Raw genomic sequence first — 18,838 nt, 5'->3', positions numbered from 1 at the left:
CGGACTCGATGGTCAGGCGAGGAGGCGCTCGAGAAGGTGCGGTGCCAGCGGGCGGTCGGTGTCGAGGACGACCCGGATGTGCGCGCCGGGCTGATCGACCGGGCCGAGGCGCTGGCCGCGGAGGTCGCAGATGGTCTGGCCGCGTGCTGGACCGGCGGTCGCGTCGACGACCACGTCGACGAGCGGAGCGTCGGTCGCGACGATCGTGCCGACGGCGAGCGCCGCGGCGAGTGGGTCGTGCAAAGCGCTGGCGCGGCGTCCGTACAGGTCGACGTAGAAGTCGAAGTAGAAGCCGAGCATCTCGCCGACCGCGCGCGCGAGCGGCTGCTCCGCCGCGATGAGGGCGCTCAGGTGCTCCTCCTCGAAGATGTTCTCGACGGTCACATCCAGCGGGACGAGCGTGACCGGCCACGGCGCGGAGAGCATGACGACCGCGGCCTCCGGGTCGTTCCAGATGTTCGCCTCGGCGACCGGGGTGACGTTCCCGGACGCGTACGCCGCCCCGCCCATCGCGGTGACGGCGGCGACCCGGCCGGGGAGTTCCTGGTCGAGCCGCAGCGCGAGCGCGATGTTGGTCACCGGCCCGATGGTGATGACCTCGAGGCGGCCATCGTGCTCCCGCGACAGGCGGAGGAGGAGTTCGGGCGCCGTCTCGTCGATCGGCGTCAGGTCGGTCTCCGGCAGCTGAACGCCGCCGATCCCGTTGCCGCCGTGCACGTGCGTCGCTCCCCCATCGAACGGCCGCGCGAGCGCATCGTGCGAGCCGACGGCCACCGGGATGTCCCCTCGGCCGGCCAACGACAGGATGCGCAGGGTGTTTTCCGCGCCCTGCGCCGCACTGACGTTGCCGCTCACCGTGCCGATGCCGACGAGCTCGACCTCCGGCGACGCGAGCAGGTAGGCGATGGCGAGCGCGTCGTCGATCCCCGTGTCGCAATCGAGGTAGACGGGACGGCGGCCGGTGGTCGTTTCAGGCATGCTCCCGAGGCTACCGCCGACCACCCCGCCTCCCCCGCACCCAAGCAATCGAGCCGGGACTTATGCACGCTATCGACCGGCGTGTCGCGTGCATAAGTCCCGGCTCGATTGCTGGGGCGGGCGTGGGAGACCACGGGACGGGACAGGAGGGACCGGGCGGGACCGAGCGGAACCGGGCGGGACCAAGCGAAACCGAGCGGCGGGCGGCGCGCTCAGAGGGCGGCGACGACGGCGCGGGCGCTGCGGTCGAGGAACGCGACGACCTCGTCCGACGCGAGGTCGGTGCCGAGGGCGCTGCGCACGAGTGCCTCCTCCGCGAACGCCACCCACGAGCGCAGCGCGATGCGCAGCAGCTCGCTGTCGGCGGCGCCGAGTTCCAGGAACACCGCGATCACCCGCTCCGCCTGCACGGTCCTCGCCTCCTCGACCACCTCGCGCACCTCGGTGTCGCCGCTGGCGACGCCGCGCACCAGCGAGTAGAACGTGCCGCGGTGGTCGCGCACGAACCGCACGATCCTGTTGAGCGTGTCGTGCAGCCGGTCGAGCGGCGGAAGGTTCTCCTGCGGCTCCGTCGCCCGCAACATGCTGTCGCGGGCGGTGCGCACCACCTCGCGGTGCAGCCCCTGCTTCGACCCGAAGTAGTGGAACAGCAAGGCCCGCGACACGCCCGCCTGGGCAGAGAGCACGTCGATGGTCAGCGCATCCAATGGTTTGTCGACCAGGAAGGCGACGCCGAGCGCGACCAGCTGGGCCCGGCGCTCGTCCGGGGTGAGCCTGGTGCGCCGGTCGATCTCCATGCGTCGAGCCTAACCACCCGGATGCACTGCCCACCCGCGTGCCCTGCCCACCGGCATGCACTGCCCACCCGCATCCACTGCACTATTGACAACCCGTCAATAGCGAATATGCTCGCTCGTGGGGTTCCGACCTGACCAGCATCGCCGCTGTCAATACCCCAAAACGAGGAGGATCGATGAAGTTCCGCTCAGTCACCCGCTCCCACACCGGGCGCATCGTGCTCGCCGCCGTGCCAGTGGCCGTGGTGTCGTCGCTGCTGATGGCCGGGGTCGCCAACGGGGCCGTTCCCGTGTCGTTCGCGGTCTCCGGGAGCCAGTTCCAGATCAGCGCCTCGGAGCTCGACGGCACCGGGTTCAGCCAGTACGCGGGTGTCGCCCCCGACACCGCCGGGAAGGACCACCAGGTCGCCATCGCCAACATCAAGTCGGCCACACTCGCCGACCTGTGCCAGTCCGTCATCACCGACACCCCGATGGGCAAAGTCGGACTCCTCATCACCGCGGGCGGCGGCGGTTCGCCCGCAAGCGCCTCCGACCTGCAGATCGGGATGACCGACCTCAAGGGCGACTCGACGTTCGGCAACATCCGGATCGGCGTCGACGCCTCCACGGTGAACACGGCGGCCAAGGGCGGCGTCGGCGACTTCGCCCAGGATGCGGACACCGTGAAGATCGCCCACCTGCAGCAGACCGCCTGGAGCACCCAGGCCTCGGTGTTCACACTGACCGGGATGCACGTGCAGCTGACCGACGGGTCCAAGGGATGCTTCTGAACGCCTCGACGGACGGGAGCGGCAGCAGGCGCGCGGCGCGGACTGCCGCCGCCGCCAACACCGACACCGACACCGACACCGACACCGCCTGGACCCGGTTCTCGCGCTGGCGCAGGCAGCGCCCGTTCGTCGGCGGCGTGCTGATCGCGCTCGGCGGCATCGAACTGTTCTTCTCCGGCCAGCTCGACATCGGGAAGATCCACGTGCAGCTCGGCATCGAGGGGTTGCAGGCCACGATCATCCCGATCGTGCTGGTGCTGCTCGGCGTGCTGATCGTGCTGATGCCGGCGCACCGCATCTTCTACGGCGTGATCGCACTGGTGGTCGCGGTGTACTCGCTCGTCGGGGTGAACCTGGGCGGCTTCTTCGTCGGGATGTTGCTGAGCACGGTCGGCGGTGTGCTGGCGGTGGCGTGGATGCCGCGGACAGCGCCCGCCGAAGCCGCGACGGCGGACGCTGCCGTCGTCGACGACGGGACGCCATCCTGAGCCGCCGCGACGCCCCCACCCCCCACCGGCGCGGGATGCGCGGGATGCGCGGCACGCTCGCCGTGTGCCTCGCGGTCGCGCTGGTCGGCTTCGGCTTCGCCCGGGCGCCGATGGTCGTGCCGGAGGGGGCGTGGTGCATCCCGTTGCTGATGGACTGCAGCACGCCCGCGCCCAGCCCGACACCGACGCCCACTCCGACGCCGAGCGCGCCCGGCCTCCCTGGACTCCCCGGCCTCCCCGGTGCGCCAGCCGCCCCGGGAAGCGCCCCGAAACCCACGCCGTCCCCGAGCACCGGAGCGCCCGCCCCCGCGGCTCCCGCCACGCCGGCCTCCCCCGACGCCGCAGCACCCGTCTTCGCCCAGCCGCCCGCGCAGCTCGGCAGCTCGTCGCTCTCGTTCTCCGGCCTGCGCTCGCTCAGCGTGGTGACGGTCCCTGTCGCCGACGGCTCCCGCATCCCGGTGCTGAAGCTCGTTGCCGACGAGATCACGATCGACGGTTTCAGCCTGACGGTCCGCAAGGCGACCGGCCCTGTGCTCGCCACCACCGCCGACCGGATGCGCCTCACCGGCAACGTGCAGGTCTACCTCGACTCGGTCACGGCGACCGGCAAAGACGGGAAATCACTGACCCTCGGCGCTTCCACCCCTCCCCCGGCCGATGGCCTGCCGCCGCAACTGCTGAAGGTGACCCTCGGACTGGTCGGCGTCACGGCGGACCAGATCGCGTTCACGAACCCGCACCAGCACCTGACGGAATAGCCGGACGCAGCCGGGCTCAGCAGCGCTCAGCCGGGCTCAGCCGCGCTTCTGCCGCTTCTGCCGCTGCTTCTCCTGCTGCCGCTGCGCCCGCAGGCGCATCCGCCGTTCCCGACGTTCCTGCCTGCTCAGCGACGCCTCCTCCGTCTCCTGCCGCTCACGCTCCTGCTGCGCGGCCAGGCGTCGCGCGTCCCGGCGTGCGCGCCAGAGCGCGACCTCCCCCTCCACGTCCCTGGTCGGCGTGACGACCGGCGGGCCGCCCTGCAACTGCCGCCGCGCCTCCACGACGCGCTTGTTGAAGTCGCTCAGGATCTCGCGCACGCGCGCCTCGGAGCCCCTCGCATCCAGTTTCGCGTCGAGCTGCGCGTGCTCGGTGCGCAGGGTGAGCGCGGGAGGCCCGAGGCCGGTGAGCCGTTCGCGTTCGATCTTGCGTCGGATCCACCAGTCGGGATCGTGCGTCCCCGACAGGTTCTCCAACGGCTTGCCCGCACCCGGCAGGTTGTCGAACTCGCCGCGGCGGATGGCCTGCTGGATGGCGTTCTCCACGACGTGCGCACGCTGATCCATCGTCGGGGCGCCGGTATTGCTCGGCTCCGCCGCCTCACTCGGCGCTTCCTCGCCCGCCTGTCGCCGCTCCTCGTCGACCAGCCGGTCGACCACGTAGCGGGACGCCTCCACCCGGGAGTCGCCGTGCTCCTGCCCTTTCGCCATGCCTCCAGCGTAAAACGATGGATGCGCGGGGCGCGAGCGGTGGCCCGTCACGCTCGCCGCCGGTCACCCCGGCTCGACTCCGCGCCGCCACCGCCGCCCGTACCGACCGAGCAGCCAGCTCACCAGCGCACCGCCTCCGAGCACGGCGATGCACGCAGCCCACCCCGCCGCCACGAGTAGCAGCAGCCGTTCCGCCCGAGCCTCCACCGGCACGAGCGACTGGCCAGCCACGTCCACGCGGTTGCCGTCTCGCTCGGCGACGATCGCGAACCGCAGGTCGTCGCGCGGCTGCCAGGTGACCCGGTCCTCGCCGAAAGCCCAGGCGTTCTTCACGACGCCGATCGGGATGCTCGCGAGCCGGCCGTCCAGGTACGCGTCACCGGACATCGCACGACCGCCCTCGTCATAGCTGACCTCGAACGGCGCGAGGCTGGTGGCGAGGTCGACGCGCCCCGCGCTCCCCGGTTCGTCGCCCAGCTGCGAGAGCAGCCGCATCGGCGCGTCGTCGGCGCCGGAGCGGCCCGCCTGCTGGGCGACCACATAGATCGTGCCGAAAAGGATCGTGACGATCGCCGCAGCGACCGCCAGCCAGACAACCGTCCTCACTGACATGGGCGAAACGCTACGCGCGGCAGGAACCGTGCGCATCCGTCGTCAGGATGACGCGCGGCCACCCCCGGCCGCCGCGCCGATCGCATCCAGCCGTGCCACCGCATCCACCGGCAGCTCCAGCCCCGCCCCCGCGACGTTCTCCCGCAGGTGCGCCCGCGACGACGTGCCGGGGATCAGCAGCATGTTCGGCGAGCGCTGCAGCAGCCAGGCCAGCGCGACCGCCATCGGCGTCGCCTCCAGTTCGCGGGCGACCTCGCCGAGCTCGTCCGATTGCAGCGGAGTGAACCCGCCGAGTGGGAAGTACGGGACGTAGGCGATCCCCTGCCGGGCGGTCTCGTCGACGAGGGCGTCGTCGTCGCGCCTGGCGATGTTGTAGAAGTTCTGCACCTCCACGATCGGCGCGATGGCCTGCGCTTCGGCGAGCTGCTCAGGGCTGACCGTGCTGAGCCCGATGTGGCGGATGTGCCCCTGCTGGCGCAACTCGGCCAGCGCCTCCACCTGCGGGGCGATGCTCCCCTGCTCCGGATCCCCGAACCCGCCCATCCGCAGGTTGACGACGTCGAGCGCATCCACCCCCAGCGTGCGCAGGTTCTCGTGCACCTGCTCGCGCAGTTCGTCGGGGGTGCGGGCGTTCGGCCAGTGCCCTTCGGCGTCGCGGCGCGCGCCGACCTTGGTGACGATGTGCAGGTCTTCCGGATACGGCGAGAGCGACTCCCGGATGATCTCGTTGGTGACGTGCGGCCCGTAGTACTCCGCCGTGTCGATGTGCCGGATGCCGAGCTCGACGGCCTCGCGGAGCACGGCGACGGCCTCGTCACGGTCGGCGGGCGGCCCGAAGACGCCTGGCCCCGCGAGCTGCATCGCGCCATAGCCGACGCGCGTGAATTCGAGGTCGCCGACCGGGAAGAGTCCGCCGGGGAGAATCGAGGATGCCATGCTTCCTTCCTGTCGGGCGGCGGGATGCCGGGCGACAGGTTCAACGATGCTCCTCCTTCCCGTGGATGGGCAGTGCCTCTGCCCCACAGATCGGCAGTAGCTCTGGCGCGCATCCATCGTCGATGCTATATTCACCCACATGGGTGAATCTCAAGCAGCAACACTCGACCGGGTGTTCGGAGCGATCTCCGACCCCACCCGGCGCGAGATCCTGAACAGGCTCGCCGGCGGCGACGAACGCGTCACCGACGTGGCGAGCAACTTCACGATCTCCCTCAACTCCGTGTCCAAGCACGTCCGCGTGCTCGAACAGGCCGGACTCGTGACGCGCACCGTCCACGGCCGCAACCACGTGCTCTCCCTCAACGCCGACCCGATGGCCCAGGCGGCGGAGTGGATCGACCACTACCGCGCGTTCTGGACGGATCGCCTGGCCGCTCTGGATCGCTTCGTCACCGGCGCAGCCGGCTCGTCCACTGATCCAGCCACCGCTCCGAAGGAGACCGACCGATGAACGCCCAGACCGCCCAGACCGCCCCGCTCGTCGTCTCGCGCCTGATCGCCGCCGCTCCCGAACCCCTGTTCGACGCCTGGCTCGACCCGGAAGCCCTCGCCGTCTGGATGCGCCCGGCCGACATCACCCACACCGAAGCCTCCGCCGACCCCCGCGTCGGCGGCGAGTTCCGCATCGTCATGCACACCCTGGAGGCGCCCATCGTGCACCGGGGAACCTACCGGACGATCGACCGCCCGCGCCGTCTCGCCTTCACCTGGCGCTCCCCCGTGACCGAAGACGAGGAGACGCTGGTCACCGTCGACTTCGAGCCCCGCGGCTCCGGGACGGAAGTGATCGTCACCCACGAACTCCTGCCGCACCAGGCGGCAGTGGATGCGCACACCGACGGCTGGACGGACTGCCTGTCCGGCCTCGACGCATACGCCACGCAACACTGAACGAAGGAGCACACAATGGTCGACATCCTGCACCAGGTCGGCGTCAAAGACGTCACCCCCGACGACGCATACCGCGCCATCTCCACCATCGACGGCCTCTCCGGCTGGTGGACCGAGAACACCTCAGGAGACACCGACGTCGACGGCGTCATCCGCTTCCGCTTCGAGCCGGGCGACATCGACATGAAGGTCGTCGAACTGCACCCGGGCTCGAAAGTGCGCTGGGAGGTCGTCGACGGCCCGGCCGAGTGGATCGGCACGCACGTGAACTTCGCGCTGGACCGCGAGGGCGATTACACGCTGATCCGTTTCATCCACGAGGGCTGGGCGGAACCCGTGCCGTTCATGCACCACTGCAGCACCAAGTGGGGCGTGTTCATGCTGAGCCTCAAGTCGCTGCTGGAGACCGGTGCGGGCGCGCCGTCGCCGCGGGACACGAAGATCGACTCGTGGAACTGAGGGGAGCAGACGACGACCGAATCCGGAGGCGCACGACGGCGATCTGCGCGCAGCGGTGGATGCGACGCTACCCCTCCGGAAGCTCCTGCTGAACCCGAAGTCCCCTGGCACGAGCACGCAGCGCGATGACGCCGACGGCCACGCCGAGCACCGCGACGCTGGCGACGACCCATCCGGGCATCCCCAGGTCGATCGCCAGCACGATGCAGAATCCATCGAAGAGCGAGATGAGCACGAAGCCGACGTGACCGACGAAGCGAAGCTGCCAGCCCTGCGGTCGCCCGCGAAGCTGCCGCCGCGCCCGCTCCGTTCGCCAGATGAGGTAGACGCCGAGCACGCCGAGCACCGAGAACGCGATGTGCCTCACCGGATCGAGGCGCCCCCAATCGACCAGCACCACGGTGATCAAGGTCAGCACGGCCGTCCACACGCAGATCGCATACACCGCGAACCGCGCCGAACGGGCGGCGTCGGGAACCCGTGCGCACAACAGGAATCCGAGAACGAACGCCACCGTCGCCGCACTCGCATGGATCAGGATCAACGCGACGTGCAACGCGGTCATGCGACCAGATGCTAATCCACGCCGACGCCATCCACAACGAGCGCCCGACCGAACGTCACTCCGGGCGTTCGACGGCGTTGTCCGCCCGTCGCAGGACACTCTCCGCCCGCAGCGCTCCCCGGCGCACGCCCGTCACCAGCAGGAGGGAACGCAGCCCGACCAGTACGACGACCGCGGTGACGATCGCGACGAGCAGCCACGCGACCACCTGCCATCCTGCGAAGTCGGCGATGGACAGCCATTCGATTCCGTACCCGGCTGCGGCCGCCAGAGGGAACGTGAACGACCAGAAGCCCAGGGTGAAGGGGAGCGGACGGTAGCGAGGGAGGAGGGCGAGCTGCTGAAGAGTGAGGAGGACGAGCAGTCCGAGCAGAGCACCCGACACCGGGTCGGCGTGCTCACCGTTGATGGTGAACCAGGCCGTGCCCGCCACTGCGGGAGGGGCGAGCAGGATCGCGCAGGTCGGAGTGAGCGCGGCGGGCAATGGCGCGAAGAACGCCAGCCGGGCGAGAACGACCGTGGACACCACGACCCAGAAGAAGATCCCGACCGCGAAGCTTCCGATCGCCAGCAGCGGCAGCCCCACCTTGGAGGCGGTGGTCGCCGCGATCAGGCCGGCGGCGACAGTCGGAAGCAGGTAGCCGGGGTGGAACGCTTCCGGCGTCAACGAGCCGGTGTGCCAGAACGCCAGGATCCACGCGGCGAACGCGGCGGCAGCGACGATGGAGACGACGACGAGCACTTCCCCCGCCGCCGGTGCGAACCGGTAGAGGTCGGCCCCGACGAGCATGCCCACCACCGGCACGAGCGCAGCGATCGGCCCCTGGGCTGGGTGCCGCAGCTGCTGGGCGAGCGTCTCAGAGCTGCGGGCGCCCCGCCGCAGGTGCGCGACGACCAACCACACCCACGCCACCACCACGACGCCCCACAGCACCTGGCCGATGACATCGGACACCCCGAGCAACCGGGCGGAGGTCGTCCAGACTGTCGCCAACCCCGCGAGGCCGAAGGCGATCGCGAACGTGTTCAGCGGAATCCTCTGCGCCGTTCGACGCCGTGGAACGGCCGATGGCCTCGTCACGCGTGCTGCCTCGGTCACTTCGAGGCCTCCATTTCCGTCAGCGAGGGAAGTAACAGGCTCCGGAAGGAGTCCGCGGCGGTCTGCAACGCGGTGTCGTCGAGGTCTCGCACACCGTGGATCACCACGGGGTCGAGCCAGCGCATCCCGAGCCGGTGGGCCGTTGCTTTGAGCGGGGCGAGGATGGCGTCGTATTCGAAGCTGTGCAAGGCCCCGTCGCGATAGGCGTCGAACGCGCCGCCCGTCGTGGTCACGATGCGCAAGGATTTCCCGTGCAAGGCTCCGGGAGACCCCGTTCCGTATGCCCAGCCCCGCGTGAGGACCTCATCCAGCCAGCGTTTCAGCGGTGCAGGGGTCGAGTACCAGTACGTGGGATAGAGGAGGACGATGTCGTCCGCTGACGCCAACGCGGCCTGCTCGGCGGTGATGTCCATCGTCCCGCCGTGCCCGAGCGCCGCAGCGATCCGCACGTCGACTTCAGGGACGCCGAGCGCCGTATCCACCAGCGCGGCACTGACTCGTGACGACGCGAGATCGGGATGACCGACGATCAGGGCGGTGCTCACAGTGTGGTCCTTTCAGCGGCCAGAGTCGAGAGAATGATCATCCCGCGTTGCCCTAACCTTTACAAGCCTGTTAAAAGGTTAGGAGTTGGAGAATATTCCCGCCCCTAACCGGCTCGGCCTGATAGGACGGTTAGATGATCGAAAGCGAAGAGAGACTCCTCGCCCTGCTGAACAGCGCCCCGGTCATCGACGGCAGCATCGTGGAGACCCTGGAGGACCCCCTCCTCATCACGCTCCGCAGCGACCTGCAAGCCGTCATCCGGGGGGAAGCACCTCCGACGATCCTCGAACGGCACCTCACCGGCGTCTCGCGACGCCCCGAGGTCACCGGCGTCGGCGTCGCGTGGACGCTCGACGGTCCAGACGGGGCACTCCAGCGGGCCGAACTGGTCGTGGAATGGGACCGCGTCCACCGGGAACTTCCGAACCGCCTCCGGCCGTGCGCCAATCCGGAATGCACCAAATTCCTCATCGACCACAGCAGGCCGAACAGCGCACGATGGTGCTCGATGTCCGACTGCGGCAACAGGATGAAGGCGCGTCGCCACTACGCGCGGCAGCGCAGCGCGCGTCACTGAACGGGTTCGCTCGCCGTCTCCGGAATGCCGGTCTGGTTGAACAGGTAGTAGATGCTGAGCGCGCCGTAGACGGCGAGCATGATCGGCGCGTTCCAGATCCCGACGACGGCGGTCAGCGGGTACAGGAGCGTCCCTGCTCCGAAACGGAGGACCGCGCTGCGTCTCTGCGCGCGCGTGATGGCTCCGGCCGCCAGCCGCGTGGCGCTGACCCTGGCGAACAGCAGCGTGAAGGTGATCGCCATGCCCGTCATCGACGCGCCGTAGAGAAGGGCGCCGAGTCGGATGTCCTGACCTGTGCCGTGGGCGAAAGCTGCGGCGAGTGTGGACGTGGTGAACGGAATCGTGGTGACGACCATCAGAAGCAGCAAATTCTCGAAGAGCAGCACCCGATCGATGACGGTGGCGAATCGGAGGACGGAGTGGTGGTTGACCCAGATCACGCCGATGACCAGGAAGCTCAGCGCGTAGGCGACGAACGACGGCCACTGGTTCGCCAGCGCCTCCGCCAGCGACCGGCCAGGACCGATGTCGACGTGGAGATCGAGCACGAGCAGCGTGATCGCCACCGCGAGCACACCGTCGCTGAACGCCTCGAACCGAGCCTTCGACATCATGCGCCCATCCTGCCGGGATAGTCGGCTCAGGGATACCGGCGACTCGCTCGCGACTACGCTGTGACGCGGGCAACGTCCGAAGGAGAACGACGCGAATGCACACCCCATACCGGTCCAGGCTCGTCGGCACAGCACTGCTGGCGATGGCGCTGGCGGGATCGCTCGCGCTGGCCGGATGCACGGCAGCACAAAGCGCGCCCGCCGCGACGTCGACGAAGGTGTCGACCGCCGACTGGCCCACAGCCGACCTCTATCACGAAGGCCGCTCGACCCTCGCCCTCGTCCTCCCCGCAGGCGCGCGCACCCTCCACGTCGACTTCACCTGCACGTCCGGCCTGTATTCCATCTCCCCGGATCTCGGGATGGACGATCGCTCCGGCTCGTGCGGGGGCGCGCAGTCGTTCGACTTCGACGTGACCACGGCGAGTCCCGGACGACGGGTCACCGTCGATGTCGTCGTCCCCGACGACACCCGGTTCGCCGCCGCTCTCCGTTTCAGTCCTCGCCCTGTCGCCCCGAACCCCGTGACGAAGAAGCAGTGCGCGGCGCTCACACCGATCATCGAGGCGTACTGGAACGCGGACCAAGGCCACGACCACGGAGACGTCAGCGACGCGCAATGGTCCGCGCAGACTGCGCAGGCCAAGGCAGACCTCACCGCGCTGGCCACGGAGGCGAAGGCAAAGACCGAGTCGACCAGCCTGCTCAGCACGGTCATCCCGCAGCTGGCCGATTGGCTGACCGGGGCAGGCGATCACCCCGGAGGGATCCTTCACCCGCAACTCGGCGACTTCACCGCCGCCTACGCGCTCGCCGGGCAGATCTGCACCGCGAACGGGACCCCGATCGCGATCCACTCGAAGTACGGCGGCTGAATGCATCACCTCACCCGCGACCAGGCACGCCGCATCGCCGTGCAGGCCCAGCTTCTGGATGCGCGCCGCCCAGACGATGTCGTCGGCATCGCCGAGCAACTCGGCGCCATCAAGGTCGACCCGACGGCCACCATCGCACCGGCGGAGCACACCATCCTGTGGTCGCGGATCGGCTGGACGTACGACAGGGGGCAGCTGCCGAAGGCCGTGGAGTCGGACCGGCTGCTGTTCGAGTTCGACGGCGCCTTCCGTCCCGTGAGCCTGCTGCCGCTGATGCTTCCGGCCATGCGGCGCTGGCCGCGCAGGGCGAGCAGCCGGCAGTGGCTGGAGGCGAACGATCGGTTCCACACCGAGGTTCTGGCCAGACTGCGAGCGGAAGGGCCGCTCCTCGCCAGCGACATCCCGGACACCGCCGACGTCGCCCGGCCGCCGGACGGCTGGTCAGGGGCCAATCAGGTCGGGCACATGCTCGACTTCCTGCACCGGCGCGGTGAGGTCGCCATCGCCGGGCGGGAGGGCCGCCATCGGCGTTGGGATCTCGCTGAGCGCGTCTACCCGCAGGACCTGCCCGACTACGGCGACGACGAGGCAGACCGGTTGCTGAACGAGCGCAGGCTCCAGGCGGCCGGCATCGCCAAGCAGCGATCACCGTGGACGCCGGTCGGGGAGGCGGGCGAACCGGCGACGGTCGACGGGATGCGGCAGAAGTATCGCGTCGACCCTGAGGCGCTCACCGCGCTCGAGAACGACGAAGGCGGCCGGGTTGCGTTCCTCAGCCCGTACGACGGGATGCTCTTCGATCGCCCCCGGTTGCGGGAGCTCTTCGAGTTCGAGTACGTGCTCGAACAGTTCAAGCCGAAGCCGCAGCGAAAGTTCGGATACTTCGCCCATCCGATCCTGATGGGCGACCGGTTTATGGGCATGCTCGACGCCGAGGTCGACGGCGAGCGCGACGAACTGAAAGTCACCGCGATTCACGAGTTCGTGCCCTTCGACGAGGTCGAGCACGACATGGTCCACGCGGAGATCGCGGACCTCGGCAGGTGGCTGGGAGTCGACGTCCCGGAGTGGTGACACTGCGGGGGTCCGGTGTCCGCGGTCCGTGCGATCATTCTCCCGACGGACGAACGATCGGAGGCCGGGATGCGGGGCGAGGCCACCGTGCTGCACGCGGACCTCGACGCGTTCTACGCTTCGGTCGAGCAGCGTGACGCGCCCGCCCTCCGCGGCCGGCCCGTGATCGTCGGCGGCGGCGTGGTGCTGGCGGCCAGCTACGAGGCGAAGGCGCGGGGCGTCCGCACCGCGATGGGCGGACGGCAGGCGCGCGAGCTGTGCCCGGAGGCCATCGTCGTCCCTCCCCGGATGGATGCGTATTCCGCGGCCAGCAAGGACGTGTTCGCGATCTTCCGCGACACCACGCCGCTGGTGGAGGGGCTGTCGATCGACGAAGCGTTCCTCGAAGTCGGCGGGCTCAGACGCATCGCGGGCACGCCGGAGCAGATCGCGGCACGGTTGCGCGAGCGCGTCCACGCAGAGGTCGGTCTCGCCATCTCTGTGGGGATCGCGCGGACCAAGTTCCTCGCCAAAGTCGCCAGCGCCGTGAGCAAGCCCAACGGCCTGCTCCTGGTCGAGCCGGAGCGGGAACAGGAGTTCCTGCTCCCCCTCCCGGTGGAACGACTCTGGGGCGTCGGCGCCGTCACCGCGGAGAAACTGCACCGTCTCGGCATCCGCACCGTCGGCCAGCTGGCCGAGCTCGAAGAGGCCGCGACGGAGCGGCTGCTCGGCAGGGCGGCCGGAGCGCACCTGCACGCGCTGGCCCGCCTGCGAGACCCCCGCCCGGTCGACACCACCCGCCGACGCGGCTCCATCGGGTCGCAGCGCGCCCTCGGAAGCCGCCCGCGCACCGCCGAAGAACTCGACCTGATCCTCACCCAGCTCGTCGATCGCCTCGCGGGTCGGCTCCGCGACGGCGACCGCACCTGCCGCACCATCGTGCTGCGACTCCGCTTCGGCGACTTCGCCAAGGCCACGCGCTCCCGCACCCTCGGCTTCCCGTCCGACCGCACGTCCGTGCTGCTCGGTGTCGCCCGCACCCTGCTCGCTGCCGCTCAGCCGGAGATCACCGAACGCGGCATCACCCTCATCGGCATCTCGCTGTCGCAACTGGGCCGGTCGGACAGTTTCCAGCCAGAACTGCCGATCGACTGGAACGACGGCGCGCGCCTCGACACCGTGCTCGACGCCGTCCGGGATCGTTTCGGGGCCACGTCCGTCTCGCGGGCCGCGCAACTCGGCCGCGATCCGGGATGGTCGACTCCCCTGCTGCCGGAACACCAGTGACGCGGGCGCGAACGAGTGCCTCGCACGGTCACCCCGGCTGAGGCATCCGGTCAGTTCCGCGCCAGGAACGGATCGATCGCCGCCCACGTCGCATCCGGGGCTTCGAGGTGCGGCAGGTGCCCGGCTTCGGGGATCTCGGCGAACTGCGCCCCTGGCACGGCCGCGGCGACGGCCCGTCCGTAGCCCGGGGTGGCGATCCGGTCGCTTTCCCCCCACACGATCAGGGCCGGGACACGCAGAGCGCCGAGCCGCCCGAGCAGGGCCGGATCGTTCATGCCCGCACCAGCGATGACGGCCATCGTCCGACCGTTGCTCTGCTGGATGGCGCGCTGCGCGTCAGTGAACCCGGCAGGATCCCGGTAGCCGCGCTCCGGATCGTGCCAGGCGACCTCGGCGAGACCCCGTGCATCCAGGGCGAAGAAGTCCGCGATGGGCTCGCCGTCGACGACAGCGCCGACCCCGTCGATGTCGACCACCGCGCCGATCAGCCCGCTGTACCGCGCATCCGCAGCGGCCTGCAGCGCCATCTCCAGGGCGATCCACCCGCCGATCGACGATCCGATCAGCACGACGTCCTGCTCTCCCCGATCGAGCAGATAGTCGAGGTAACCGGCTGCGAGGTCAGCGACCGAGGCGATCGAGTCCGGACGCGGCGTCCCCTCCCACCCCGGATGCGTCGGCGCGAGGACATGCATGGCGGACGCGAGGTGTCCGACGATGGGCGCGACAGTCTGCGGTCCGCCACCGCCATGAAGCACGAGGGCCGTCCGCGACGCCGGGTCGCCGGCCTGGACGACGGGAAGGTCTTCGGGAAGTGTGGCGTTCATCATGCTCCTAAATCAACATGTTTATATACGGGTGTTGATACAGTAGCACCGTGACCACGAACTTGGAAGCGCTCGGGCAGAGCATCAAACGCGCGCAGTACCGGAATCACCGCACAATGGATGCCGCACTCCGCGAGATCGGGATCACCCTCGTGCAGTGGGATGCCTTGCGCGCCATCGAGCGAATGCCGGACGCCTCCGGCCACGACCTCGCCCTGGCGACGTTCCAGAGCGACCAGTCGTTCGGCACCCTGGCAAGCCGCCTGGTCGATCGCGGCCTCATCACGAGATCAGCTGGACGAGGACGCCGGATCGAGCACACGCTGACCGACTCGGGGCGCGCCGCCCTGAAGGACGGCCACCACACCGCGCGCGGCGTGCTGCACGACCTTTTTGCGCCGCTCGATGAGGATCAGCGCGCGGCGCTCCACCAGACGCTCCTGATTCTGACCGCGGAGGCGTGATCGTCCCCCGCTGGAACAGCGCCCGTTGATGGCGCAATCCCGTCCTCGGCTCAGCGGCCCTGGCGTTTCTTGAACGGCTTGGGCTGCCCTTTCACCGCTGGAGCGCGGCCCTTGCCCTTCGAGGCTTTGGCCTTGCCGCCGCCTGAATTGACGGGTTTCGCGACGGGCGGCGCGGCGGCGATCTCGTCCCGCGCCGTTTCCAGGAAGAGCACTCCCGCCTCGGTCAGCTGGGTTCTCGCGCTGTTCCGGACGAAGAGCGGAGATCCCACTTCGTCTTCGAGTTTCGCAATCGACGAGTAGAGCGAGGCGAGAGGGATGCCGAGTGCCTGTGCTGCACGCGGAAAATGCAGTTCTTCGGCCACGGCGACGAACCGCACGAGCAGGGTGATGTTCACGGACGCCCTTCCTCGATCATGAGCCCGGCACTGCGAGCCCCGACCGCGCCTCCTGCACTGAACGAGCCCCGCAAAAGCCTCAGCTTACCGCGCCCTGTTCACCCGGGCGCGTCCTCGCGCCGGAGCACCGCCCGCGCGAGCGTCCCCCGCATCCACTCCCGGAACCCGTCGAGCGAGTACCCCAGCCGCCGCACCAGCAGGTCGTACGCCTCCGGGCTCGCGATGGCCCACGCCGTATCCACCGCCGCCTCCCGCGTCAGCCCGTCGGCGAGCGCCGCCTCCGGGACCTCGCTCAGGACGCGTGTGAACAGCCGGTGGCGCAGAGTCTGGAGGTCGTCCCAGTCGGCGGCGATCTCCTGGTCGATCGCGGCGGCGTCGCGGTACAGCATCCAGCCTGTCGCCGCGCGCGAGGCGATCTCGGCGACGACGTCCGCCAGCTCCGCCATCCGCGCGGCGGGCGTCAGGCCCGCGAAACGGTGGGCGACGTCTTCGGGCGACGCCGCGTCTCCGGCGAGGGCGTGCTCCATGTAGCCGCGGAGCAGTTCGCGCTTGCTCCCCCACGCCAGGTAGAGGGTCTGCACGGAGACCCCCGCTGCGGCGGCGAGGCGGGTGACGGTGGTCGCGGCGTAGCCGTTGGCCGTGAACTCGGTTTCGGCCGCTTCGAGGAGACGGTCGCGGGTGTCGCGGCGCAGGGCGTCGCCGACCCGCTTCTGGCGGCTCCGGCGTTCGGGAGCGGCGGTTTCGTCTGCGGTCATGGACAGCAGCGTACCCCATGCTCTAGAGTGACGCTCACATTCATTGGAACATCACTCTAAAACATGAACGAAGGCGCGAGGACCGTGAAGGACAGCTCCATCGACAGACCGTGGAAACGCCCCGGCCGCGCCGCGTATGCGCGCCACCGCCGGGCGGCAGCTTTCCACCCCCCGGTCACCGTGTACCCGATGCCGTCGAGCGTCAGCAAGCAGACGGACGTGCCGGTGCGGCTGAGGGACGGCACCATCCTGCGCTTCAACCTGTTCCGCCCTGCCGGCGAGTACGGCCCGCTCCCGGTGATCCTGTCGGCGCACCCGTATGGCAAAGACGCGGTCCCGACCCGGAAGCGCCGCGGCCGGTGGTCCCTCAACCCGCAGTTCCGGATCATGAACCAGCCCGAGCCGTTCCGGATCTCCGACCAGACCAGCTGGGAGGCGCCCGACCCGGTCTGGTGGGCCCAGCAGGGCTACGCCGTGATCAACCTCGACACCCGTGGCGGCGGCGACTCCGAAGGACGTGGCGCCCTCTTCTCCGATCAGGAGGCGGACGACATCGCCCAGGTCATCGCCTGGATCGCCGACCAGGGCTGGTCGACCGGCCGCATCGGGATGCTCGGCGTCTCCTACCTCGCGCTCTCGCAATACAAGGTCGCGGCCCTCAACCCTCCCGCGCTGAAGGCGATCTGCCCATGGGAGGGCTTCACGGACGCGTACCGCGACTTCTTCACCCCGGGAGGCGTCGTCGAGAACGGCTTCGCCCGCGTCTGGCTGTTCCTCAGCGGCCGGGTCGCACGCCTGAGCGGCGACCTCGCGGCCGAGCGCCGCGCGCATCCACTGCTGGACGAGTGGTGGGACGCGATCACGCCCGACCTGTATCGCATCCGCGTCCCGCTCCTGGAGTGCACGAGCTTCTCCGACGCCAACCTGCACAGCGTCGGGTCGATGCGCGCGTTCCAGCAGGCCGGGTCGGCCGAGAGGCACGCGTACGCGCACCGCGGTCCGAAGTGGTCCACCTTCTACGGCGAGGAGGCCCGCCGCAGCCAGCTCGCGTTCTTCGACCGGCACCTGCGCGAGCGGGACGTTCCTCCGCTCCCCCGGCTGCGGCTGGAGGTCCGGGACAGGCGCGACCACGTGGTGGAGGTGCGCGAAGAGCAGGAGTGGCCGCTCGCCCGCACCGACTGGCGGCTGCTGCACCTGGCCCAGGATGGCGCACTCAGCGAGTCCGCACCGCCCCCGGGCGCCGTCACCTTCGACCTCCGGCGGGAGGCGGCGGCGTTCGAGTACCGCTTCGCGCAGGACACCGAGCTCAGCGGGCCGATGACCCTCCGCATCGCCGTGGCCGCCACCGGAGCCGACGACCCGCGGCTCTTCGTCGGCGTGGAGAAGCGGTCCAACGGCGCACCCGTCCCGTTCGAGGGCTCGTACGGCTACGGGCGCGACCACGTCGCCCAGGGCAGGCTGCGCCTCGCCCTCCGCGAACTGGACCAGGAGCGGAGCACGCCCCACCAGCCGGAGCACACCTTCCACAGCGTGCAGCCGGTGCCAGACGGCGAGGCGATGGACGTGGTCATCCCGCTCAGCTCGTCGGCGACCGTCTTCCACGCGGGCGAGAGTCTGCGGCTTCTCGTCGCCGGCCGCTACCCGCAGCCGCGCAACCCGCTGTTCGGCCACTTCCCGACGCACTACGTGCCCAGCCGGTCGGGCAGGGCCACGATCAGCTGGACGCTCCAGCGGCCGGCGACGTTGGAGATCCCGGCCGTTCCGGAGGTGTGATCGCCGCTACATCAGCGACATCAGGAGCACGCCGGCGATCATGGCCGCGACCTCGCCGATCGCGAGCACCCTGCGACGACGGCCACCGCGCTGGCCAGGGGCCCCGGTGTCGCTGCGCAGCATCGCGACGAGCAGCCAGGCGCTGTATGCGAGGTATCCGGCGACGAACGCCACCACGATCGCCATCAACGAGACGCCGTGGTGGGCGTGCGCGGCCTCCGCCTGCGGCGTCCCCATGCTCAGCGAGTGAGCGACCAGCGCCGCCATCGTCACGCCGCCGAGGGCACGGTGGAGACTCATCGGCGAGACGCGTCCCTCCCGCCGGTGCAGCGAGAACCCCGCCGACGCGAGCGACAGCACGATGGAGATCAGGCCGAGTCCCGGCGCGGCCGACGCCAGCACGCAGCCGAGCATCGCGAGCACCATCAGTGCCGCCGCCGTCCACACCCGCCACGGGCGCGCCGAGCCGAGCAGGCAGCACGCCGACAGTGTGGAGGCGCCGAGCGCGCCGATATCGAACGCCATCCCCCTGCTCCTCGCCCTCA

At 70.0% G+C, this 18,838-nt stretch carries 25 protein-coding genes; 12 read left to right on the top strand and 13 right to left on the bottom strand.

The window, feature by feature from the left end; genetic code table 11:
• Positions 1-12 precede the first annotated feature (12 nt).
• Both AC37TH_RS10170 and AC37TH_RS10165 read right to left on the bottom strand, forming a co-directional pair.
• On the bottom strand, positions 13-978 hold the full coding sequence (locus AC37TH_RS10170; protein ID WP_490764237.1) for a nucleoside hydrolase: 966 nt from the start codon (positions 976-978) through the stop codon (positions 13-15).
• A 212-nt stretch (positions 979-1,190) separates the two neighbouring features.
• Positions 1,191-1,775 carry a TetR/AcrR family transcriptional regulator gene (locus AC37TH_RS10165; RefSeq protein ID WP_490764236.1) on the bottom strand — a complete coding sequence of 195 codons (585 nt, stop codon included), beginning with the start codon at positions 1,773-1,775 and terminating at the stop codon, positions 1,191-1,193.
• 176 nt (positions 1,776-1,951) lie between these two features.
• Between AC37TH_RS10165 and AC37TH_RS10160 the strand changes: the two genes are divergently transcribed.
• The 3 genes from AC37TH_RS10160 to AC37TH_RS10150 are packed head-to-tail and all read left to right on the top strand — an operon-like array spanning position 1,952 to position 3,794.
• Positions 1,952-2,548 (top strand): DUF6230 family protein, encoded by a 597-nt coding sequence (locus AC37TH_RS10160; RefSeq protein WP_490764235.1) that lies wholly within the window; start codon positions 1,952-1,954, stop codon positions 2,546-2,548.
• Positions 2,539-3,036: a DUF6114 domain-containing protein gene (locus AC37TH_RS10155; protein WP_490764234.1), complete on the top strand. Its 498-nt coding sequence runs from the start codon at positions 2,539-2,541 to the stop codon at positions 3,034-3,036. Before AC37TH_RS10160 ends, AC37TH_RS10155 begins: the two co-directional genes overlap by 10 nt.
• The gene (locus AC37TH_RS10150) at positions 2,961-3,794 is read left to right on the top strand and encodes a hypothetical protein (protein WP_490764233.1); all 834 of its coding nucleotides are present in this window, start codon (positions 2,961-2,963) and stop codon (positions 3,792-3,794) included. The genes AC37TH_RS10155 and AC37TH_RS10150 overlap by 76 nt, the downstream gene beginning before the upstream one ends.
• 36 nt (positions 3,795-3,830) lie before the next feature.
• On the opposite strand, the gene AC37TH_RS10145 is transcribed toward AC37TH_RS10150, so the two are convergent.
• The 3 genes from AC37TH_RS10145 to AC37TH_RS10135 all read right to left on the bottom strand — a co-directional run bounded on the left by AC37TH_RS10145 (position 3,831) and on the right by AC37TH_RS10135 (position 6,050).
• A complete protein-coding gene (locus AC37TH_RS10145) occupies positions 3,831-4,502 on the bottom strand; it encodes a DnaJ family domain-containing protein (RefSeq protein WP_490764232.1) in 672 nt (223 codons plus the stop codon).
• A gap of 63 nt (positions 4,503-4,565) precedes the next feature.
• A complete protein-coding gene (locus AC37TH_RS10140) occupies positions 4,566-5,114 on the bottom strand; it encodes a hypothetical protein (protein ID WP_490764231.1) in 549 nt (182 codons plus the stop codon).
• A 42-nt stretch (positions 5,115-5,156) separates the two neighbouring features.
• Positions 5,157-6,050, bottom strand: a complete 894-nt coding sequence (locus AC37TH_RS10135; protein ID WP_490764230.1) for an oxidoreductase — start codon at positions 6,048-6,050, stop codon at positions 5,157-5,159.
• Between the two features lie 139 nt (positions 6,051-6,189).
• Here AC37TH_RS10135 and AC37TH_RS10130 point away from each other — a divergent pair, with 139 nt between their 5' ends.
• From AC37TH_RS10130 to AC37TH_RS10120, 3 genes are read left to right on the top strand one after another with little or no spacing between them, the layout of a single operon-like run.
• On the top strand, positions 6,190-6,564 hold the full coding sequence (locus AC37TH_RS10130) for an ArsR/SmtB family transcription factor (protein ID WP_490764229.1): 375 nt from the start codon (positions 6,190-6,192) through the stop codon (positions 6,562-6,564).
• A complete protein-coding gene (locus AC37TH_RS10125; protein WP_490764228.1) occupies positions 6,561-7,004 on the top strand; it encodes an SRPBCC family protein in 444 nt (147 codons plus the stop codon). The genes AC37TH_RS10130 and AC37TH_RS10125 overlap by 4 nt, the downstream gene beginning before the upstream one ends.
• A gap of 15 nt (positions 7,005-7,019) precedes the next feature.
• A complete protein-coding gene (locus AC37TH_RS10120) occupies positions 7,020-7,463 on the top strand; it encodes an SRPBCC family protein (RefSeq protein ID WP_490764227.1) in 444 nt (147 codons plus the stop codon).
• Positions 7,464-7,530: 67 nt separating this feature from the next.
• Here the strand turns inward: AC37TH_RS10120 and AC37TH_RS10115 are convergent, their stop codons facing one another.
• From AC37TH_RS10115 to AC37TH_RS10105, 3 genes are read right to left on the bottom strand one after another with little or no spacing between them, the layout of a single operon-like run.
• On the bottom strand, positions 7,531-8,028 hold the full coding sequence (locus AC37TH_RS10115; protein ID WP_490764226.1) for a hypothetical protein: 498 nt from the start codon (positions 8,026-8,028) through the stop codon (positions 7,531-7,533).
• 55 nt (positions 8,029-8,083) lie between these two features.
• The gene (locus tag AC37TH_RS10110; protein ID WP_490764225.1) at positions 8,084-9,127 is read right to left on the bottom strand and encodes an SLAC1 family transporter; all 1,044 of its coding nucleotides are present in this window, start codon (positions 9,125-9,127) and stop codon (positions 8,084-8,086) included.
• Positions 9,124-9,672: an NAD(P)H-dependent oxidoreductase gene (locus AC37TH_RS10105; protein WP_490764224.1), complete on the bottom strand. Its 549-nt coding sequence runs from the start codon at positions 9,670-9,672 to the stop codon at positions 9,124-9,126. Before AC37TH_RS10105 ends, AC37TH_RS10110 begins: the two co-directional genes overlap by 4 nt.
• Before the next feature lie 134 nt (positions 9,673-9,806).
• Here AC37TH_RS10105 and AC37TH_RS10100 point away from each other — a divergent pair, with 134 nt between their 5' ends.
• Positions 9,807-10,250: a CGNR zinc finger domain-containing protein gene (locus AC37TH_RS10100; protein ID WP_490764223.1), complete on the top strand. Its 444-nt coding sequence runs from the start codon at positions 9,807-9,809 to the stop codon at positions 10,248-10,250.
• Here AC37TH_RS10100 and AC37TH_RS10095 read toward each other — a convergent pair.
• The gene (locus tag AC37TH_RS10095) at positions 10,244-10,864 is read right to left on the bottom strand and encodes a TMEM175 family protein (RefSeq protein ID WP_490764222.1); all 621 of its coding nucleotides are present in this window, start codon (positions 10,862-10,864) and stop codon (positions 10,244-10,246) included. The two genes, AC37TH_RS10100 and AC37TH_RS10095, sit on opposite strands and share 7 nt — an antisense overlap.
• Positions 10,865-10,959: 95 nt before the next feature.
• On the opposite strand from AC37TH_RS10095, the gene AC37TH_RS10090 reads away from it, so the two are divergent.
• The 3 genes from AC37TH_RS10090 (at position 10,960) to dinB (ending at position 14,079) form a co-directional block, all read left to right on the top strand.
• Positions 10,960-11,739: a hypothetical protein gene (locus AC37TH_RS10090; RefSeq protein ID WP_490764221.1), complete on the top strand. Its 780-nt coding sequence runs from the start codon at positions 10,960-10,962 to the stop codon at positions 11,737-11,739.
• Complete coding sequence (locus tag AC37TH_RS10085; RefSeq protein ID WP_490764220.1) at positions 11,740-12,813, top strand: DNA glycosylase AlkZ-like family protein; 1,074 nt, start codon at positions 11,740-11,742, stop codon at positions 12,811-12,813.
• Between the two features lie 69 nt (positions 12,814-12,882).
• A complete protein-coding gene (dinB, locus tag AC37TH_RS10080) occupies positions 12,883-14,079 on the top strand; it encodes a DNA polymerase IV (RefSeq protein WP_490765095.1) in 1,197 nt (398 codons plus the stop codon).
• 50 nt (positions 14,080-14,129) lie between these two features.
• Here dinB and AC37TH_RS10075 read toward each other — a convergent pair whose 3' ends face one another.
• Positions 14,130-14,909, bottom strand: a complete 780-nt coding sequence (locus AC37TH_RS10075; protein ID WP_490764219.1) for an alpha/beta fold hydrolase — start codon at positions 14,907-14,909, stop codon at positions 14,130-14,132.
• 47 nt (positions 14,910-14,956) lie between these two features.
• On the opposite strand from AC37TH_RS10075, the gene AC37TH_RS10070 reads away from it, so the two are divergent.
• The gene (locus AC37TH_RS10070; RefSeq protein ID WP_490764218.1) at positions 14,957-15,370 is read left to right on the top strand and encodes a MarR family winged helix-turn-helix transcriptional regulator; all 414 of its coding nucleotides are present in this window, start codon (positions 14,957-14,959) and stop codon (positions 15,368-15,370) included.
• 50 nt (positions 15,371-15,420) lie between these two features.
• Here the strand turns inward: AC37TH_RS10070 and AC37TH_RS10065 are convergent, their stop codons facing one another.
• Entirely contained in the window at positions 15,421-15,765 is a 345-nt protein-coding gene (locus AC37TH_RS10065) for a LysR family transcriptional regulator (RefSeq protein WP_490764217.1), read from the bottom strand.
• A gap of 98 nt (positions 15,766-15,863) precedes the next feature.
• Complete coding sequence (locus tag AC37TH_RS10060; protein ID WP_490764216.1) at positions 15,864-16,520, bottom strand: TetR/AcrR family transcriptional regulator; 657 nt, start codon at positions 16,518-16,520, stop codon at positions 15,864-15,866.
• Positions 16,521-16,604: 84 nt separating this feature from the next.
• Between AC37TH_RS10060 and AC37TH_RS10055 the strand changes: the two genes are divergently transcribed.
• Positions 16,605-18,293, top strand: coding sequence for a CocE/NonD family hydrolase (locus AC37TH_RS10055; protein WP_490764215.1), 1,689 nt, complete (start codon positions 16,605-16,607; stop codon positions 18,291-18,293).
• A 6-nt stretch (positions 18,294-18,299) separates the two neighbouring features.
• Here AC37TH_RS10055 and AC37TH_RS10050 read toward each other — a convergent pair whose 3' ends face one another.
• On the bottom strand, positions 18,300-18,818 hold the full coding sequence (locus tag AC37TH_RS10050) for a hypothetical protein (RefSeq protein ID WP_490764214.1): 519 nt from the start codon (positions 18,816-18,818) through the stop codon (positions 18,300-18,302).
• Positions 18,819-18,838 lie beyond the last annotated feature (20 nt).

This window comes from Leifsonia sp. McL0627 (assembly GCF_058244615.1).
Note: the sequence above shows the minus strand (reverse complement) of the source record. Positions and strands in the feature narration are given on the sequence as shown.

What these genes read in the sequence shown, in the direction of transcription:
- AC37TH_RS10170 (WP_490764237.1), bottom strand. Translation starts at nt 978, where the DNA reads ATGCCTGAAACGACCACCGGCCGCCGTCCCGTCTACCTCGATTGCGAC.
- AC37TH_RS10165 (WP_490764236.1), bottom strand. Translation starts at nt 1,775, where the DNA reads ATGGAGATCGACCGGCGCACCAGGCTCACCCCGGACGAGCGCCGGGCC.
- AC37TH_RS10160 (WP_490764235.1), top strand. Translation starts at nt 1,952, where the DNA reads ATGAAGTTCCGCTCAGTCACCCGCTCCCACACCGGGCGCATCGTGCTC.
- AC37TH_RS10155 (WP_490764234.1), top strand. Translation starts at nt 2,539, where the DNA reads ATGCTTCTGAACGCCTCGACGGACGGGAGCGGCAGCAGGCGCGCGGCG.
- AC37TH_RS10145 (WP_490764232.1), bottom strand. Translation starts at nt 4,502, where the DNA reads ATGGCGAAAGGGCAGGAGCACGGCGACTCCCGGGTGGAGGCGTCCCGC.
- AC37TH_RS10140 (WP_490764231.1), bottom strand. Translation starts at nt 5,114, where the DNA reads ATGTCAGTGAGGACGGTTGTCTGGCTGGCGGTCGCTGCGGCGATCGTC.
- AC37TH_RS10135 (WP_490764230.1), bottom strand. Translation starts at nt 6,050, where the DNA reads ATGGCATCCTCGATTCTCCCCGGCGGACTCTTCCCGGTCGGCGACCTC.
- AC37TH_RS10130 (WP_490764229.1), top strand. Translation starts at nt 6,190, where the DNA reads ATGGGTGAATCTCAAGCAGCAACACTCGACCGGGTGTTCGGAGCGATC.
- AC37TH_RS10125 (WP_490764228.1), top strand. Translation starts at nt 6,561, where the DNA reads ATGAACGCCCAGACCGCCCAGACCGCCCCGCTCGTCGTCTCGCGCCTG.
- AC37TH_RS10120 (WP_490764227.1), top strand. Translation starts at nt 7,020, where the DNA reads ATGGTCGACATCCTGCACCAGGTCGGCGTCAAAGACGTCACCCCCGAC.
- AC37TH_RS10115 (WP_490764226.1), bottom strand. Translation starts at nt 8,028, where the DNA reads ATGACCGCGTTGCACGTCGCGTTGATCCTGATCCATGCGAGTGCGGCG.
- AC37TH_RS10100 (WP_490764223.1), top strand. Translation starts at nt 9,807, where the DNA reads ATGATCGAAAGCGAAGAGAGACTCCTCGCCCTGCTGAACAGCGCCCCG.
- AC37TH_RS10095 (WP_490764222.1), bottom strand. Translation starts at nt 10,864, where the DNA reads ATGATGTCGAAGGCTCGGTTCGAGGCGTTCAGCGACGGTGTGCTCGCG.
- AC37TH_RS10090 (WP_490764221.1), top strand. Translation starts at nt 10,960, where the DNA reads ATGCACACCCCATACCGGTCCAGGCTCGTCGGCACAGCACTGCTGGCG.
- AC37TH_RS10085 (WP_490764220.1), top strand. Translation starts at nt 11,740, where the DNA reads ATGCATCACCTCACCCGCGACCAGGCACGCCGCATCGCCGTGCAGGCC.
- dinB (WP_490765095.1), top strand. Translation starts at nt 12,883, where the DNA reads ATGCGGGGCGAGGCCACCGTGCTGCACGCGGACCTCGACGCGTTCTAC.
- AC37TH_RS10075 (WP_490764219.1), bottom strand. Translation starts at nt 14,909, where the DNA reads ATGATGAACGCCACACTTCCCGAAGACCTTCCCGTCGTCCAGGCCGGC.
- AC37TH_RS10060 (WP_490764216.1), bottom strand. Translation starts at nt 16,520, where the DNA reads ATGACCGCAGACGAAACCGCCGCTCCCGAACGCCGGAGCCGCCAGAAG.
- AC37TH_RS10050 (WP_490764214.1), bottom strand. Translation starts at nt 18,818, where the DNA reads ATGGCGTTCGATATCGGCGCGCTCGGCGCCTCCACACTGTCGGCGTGC.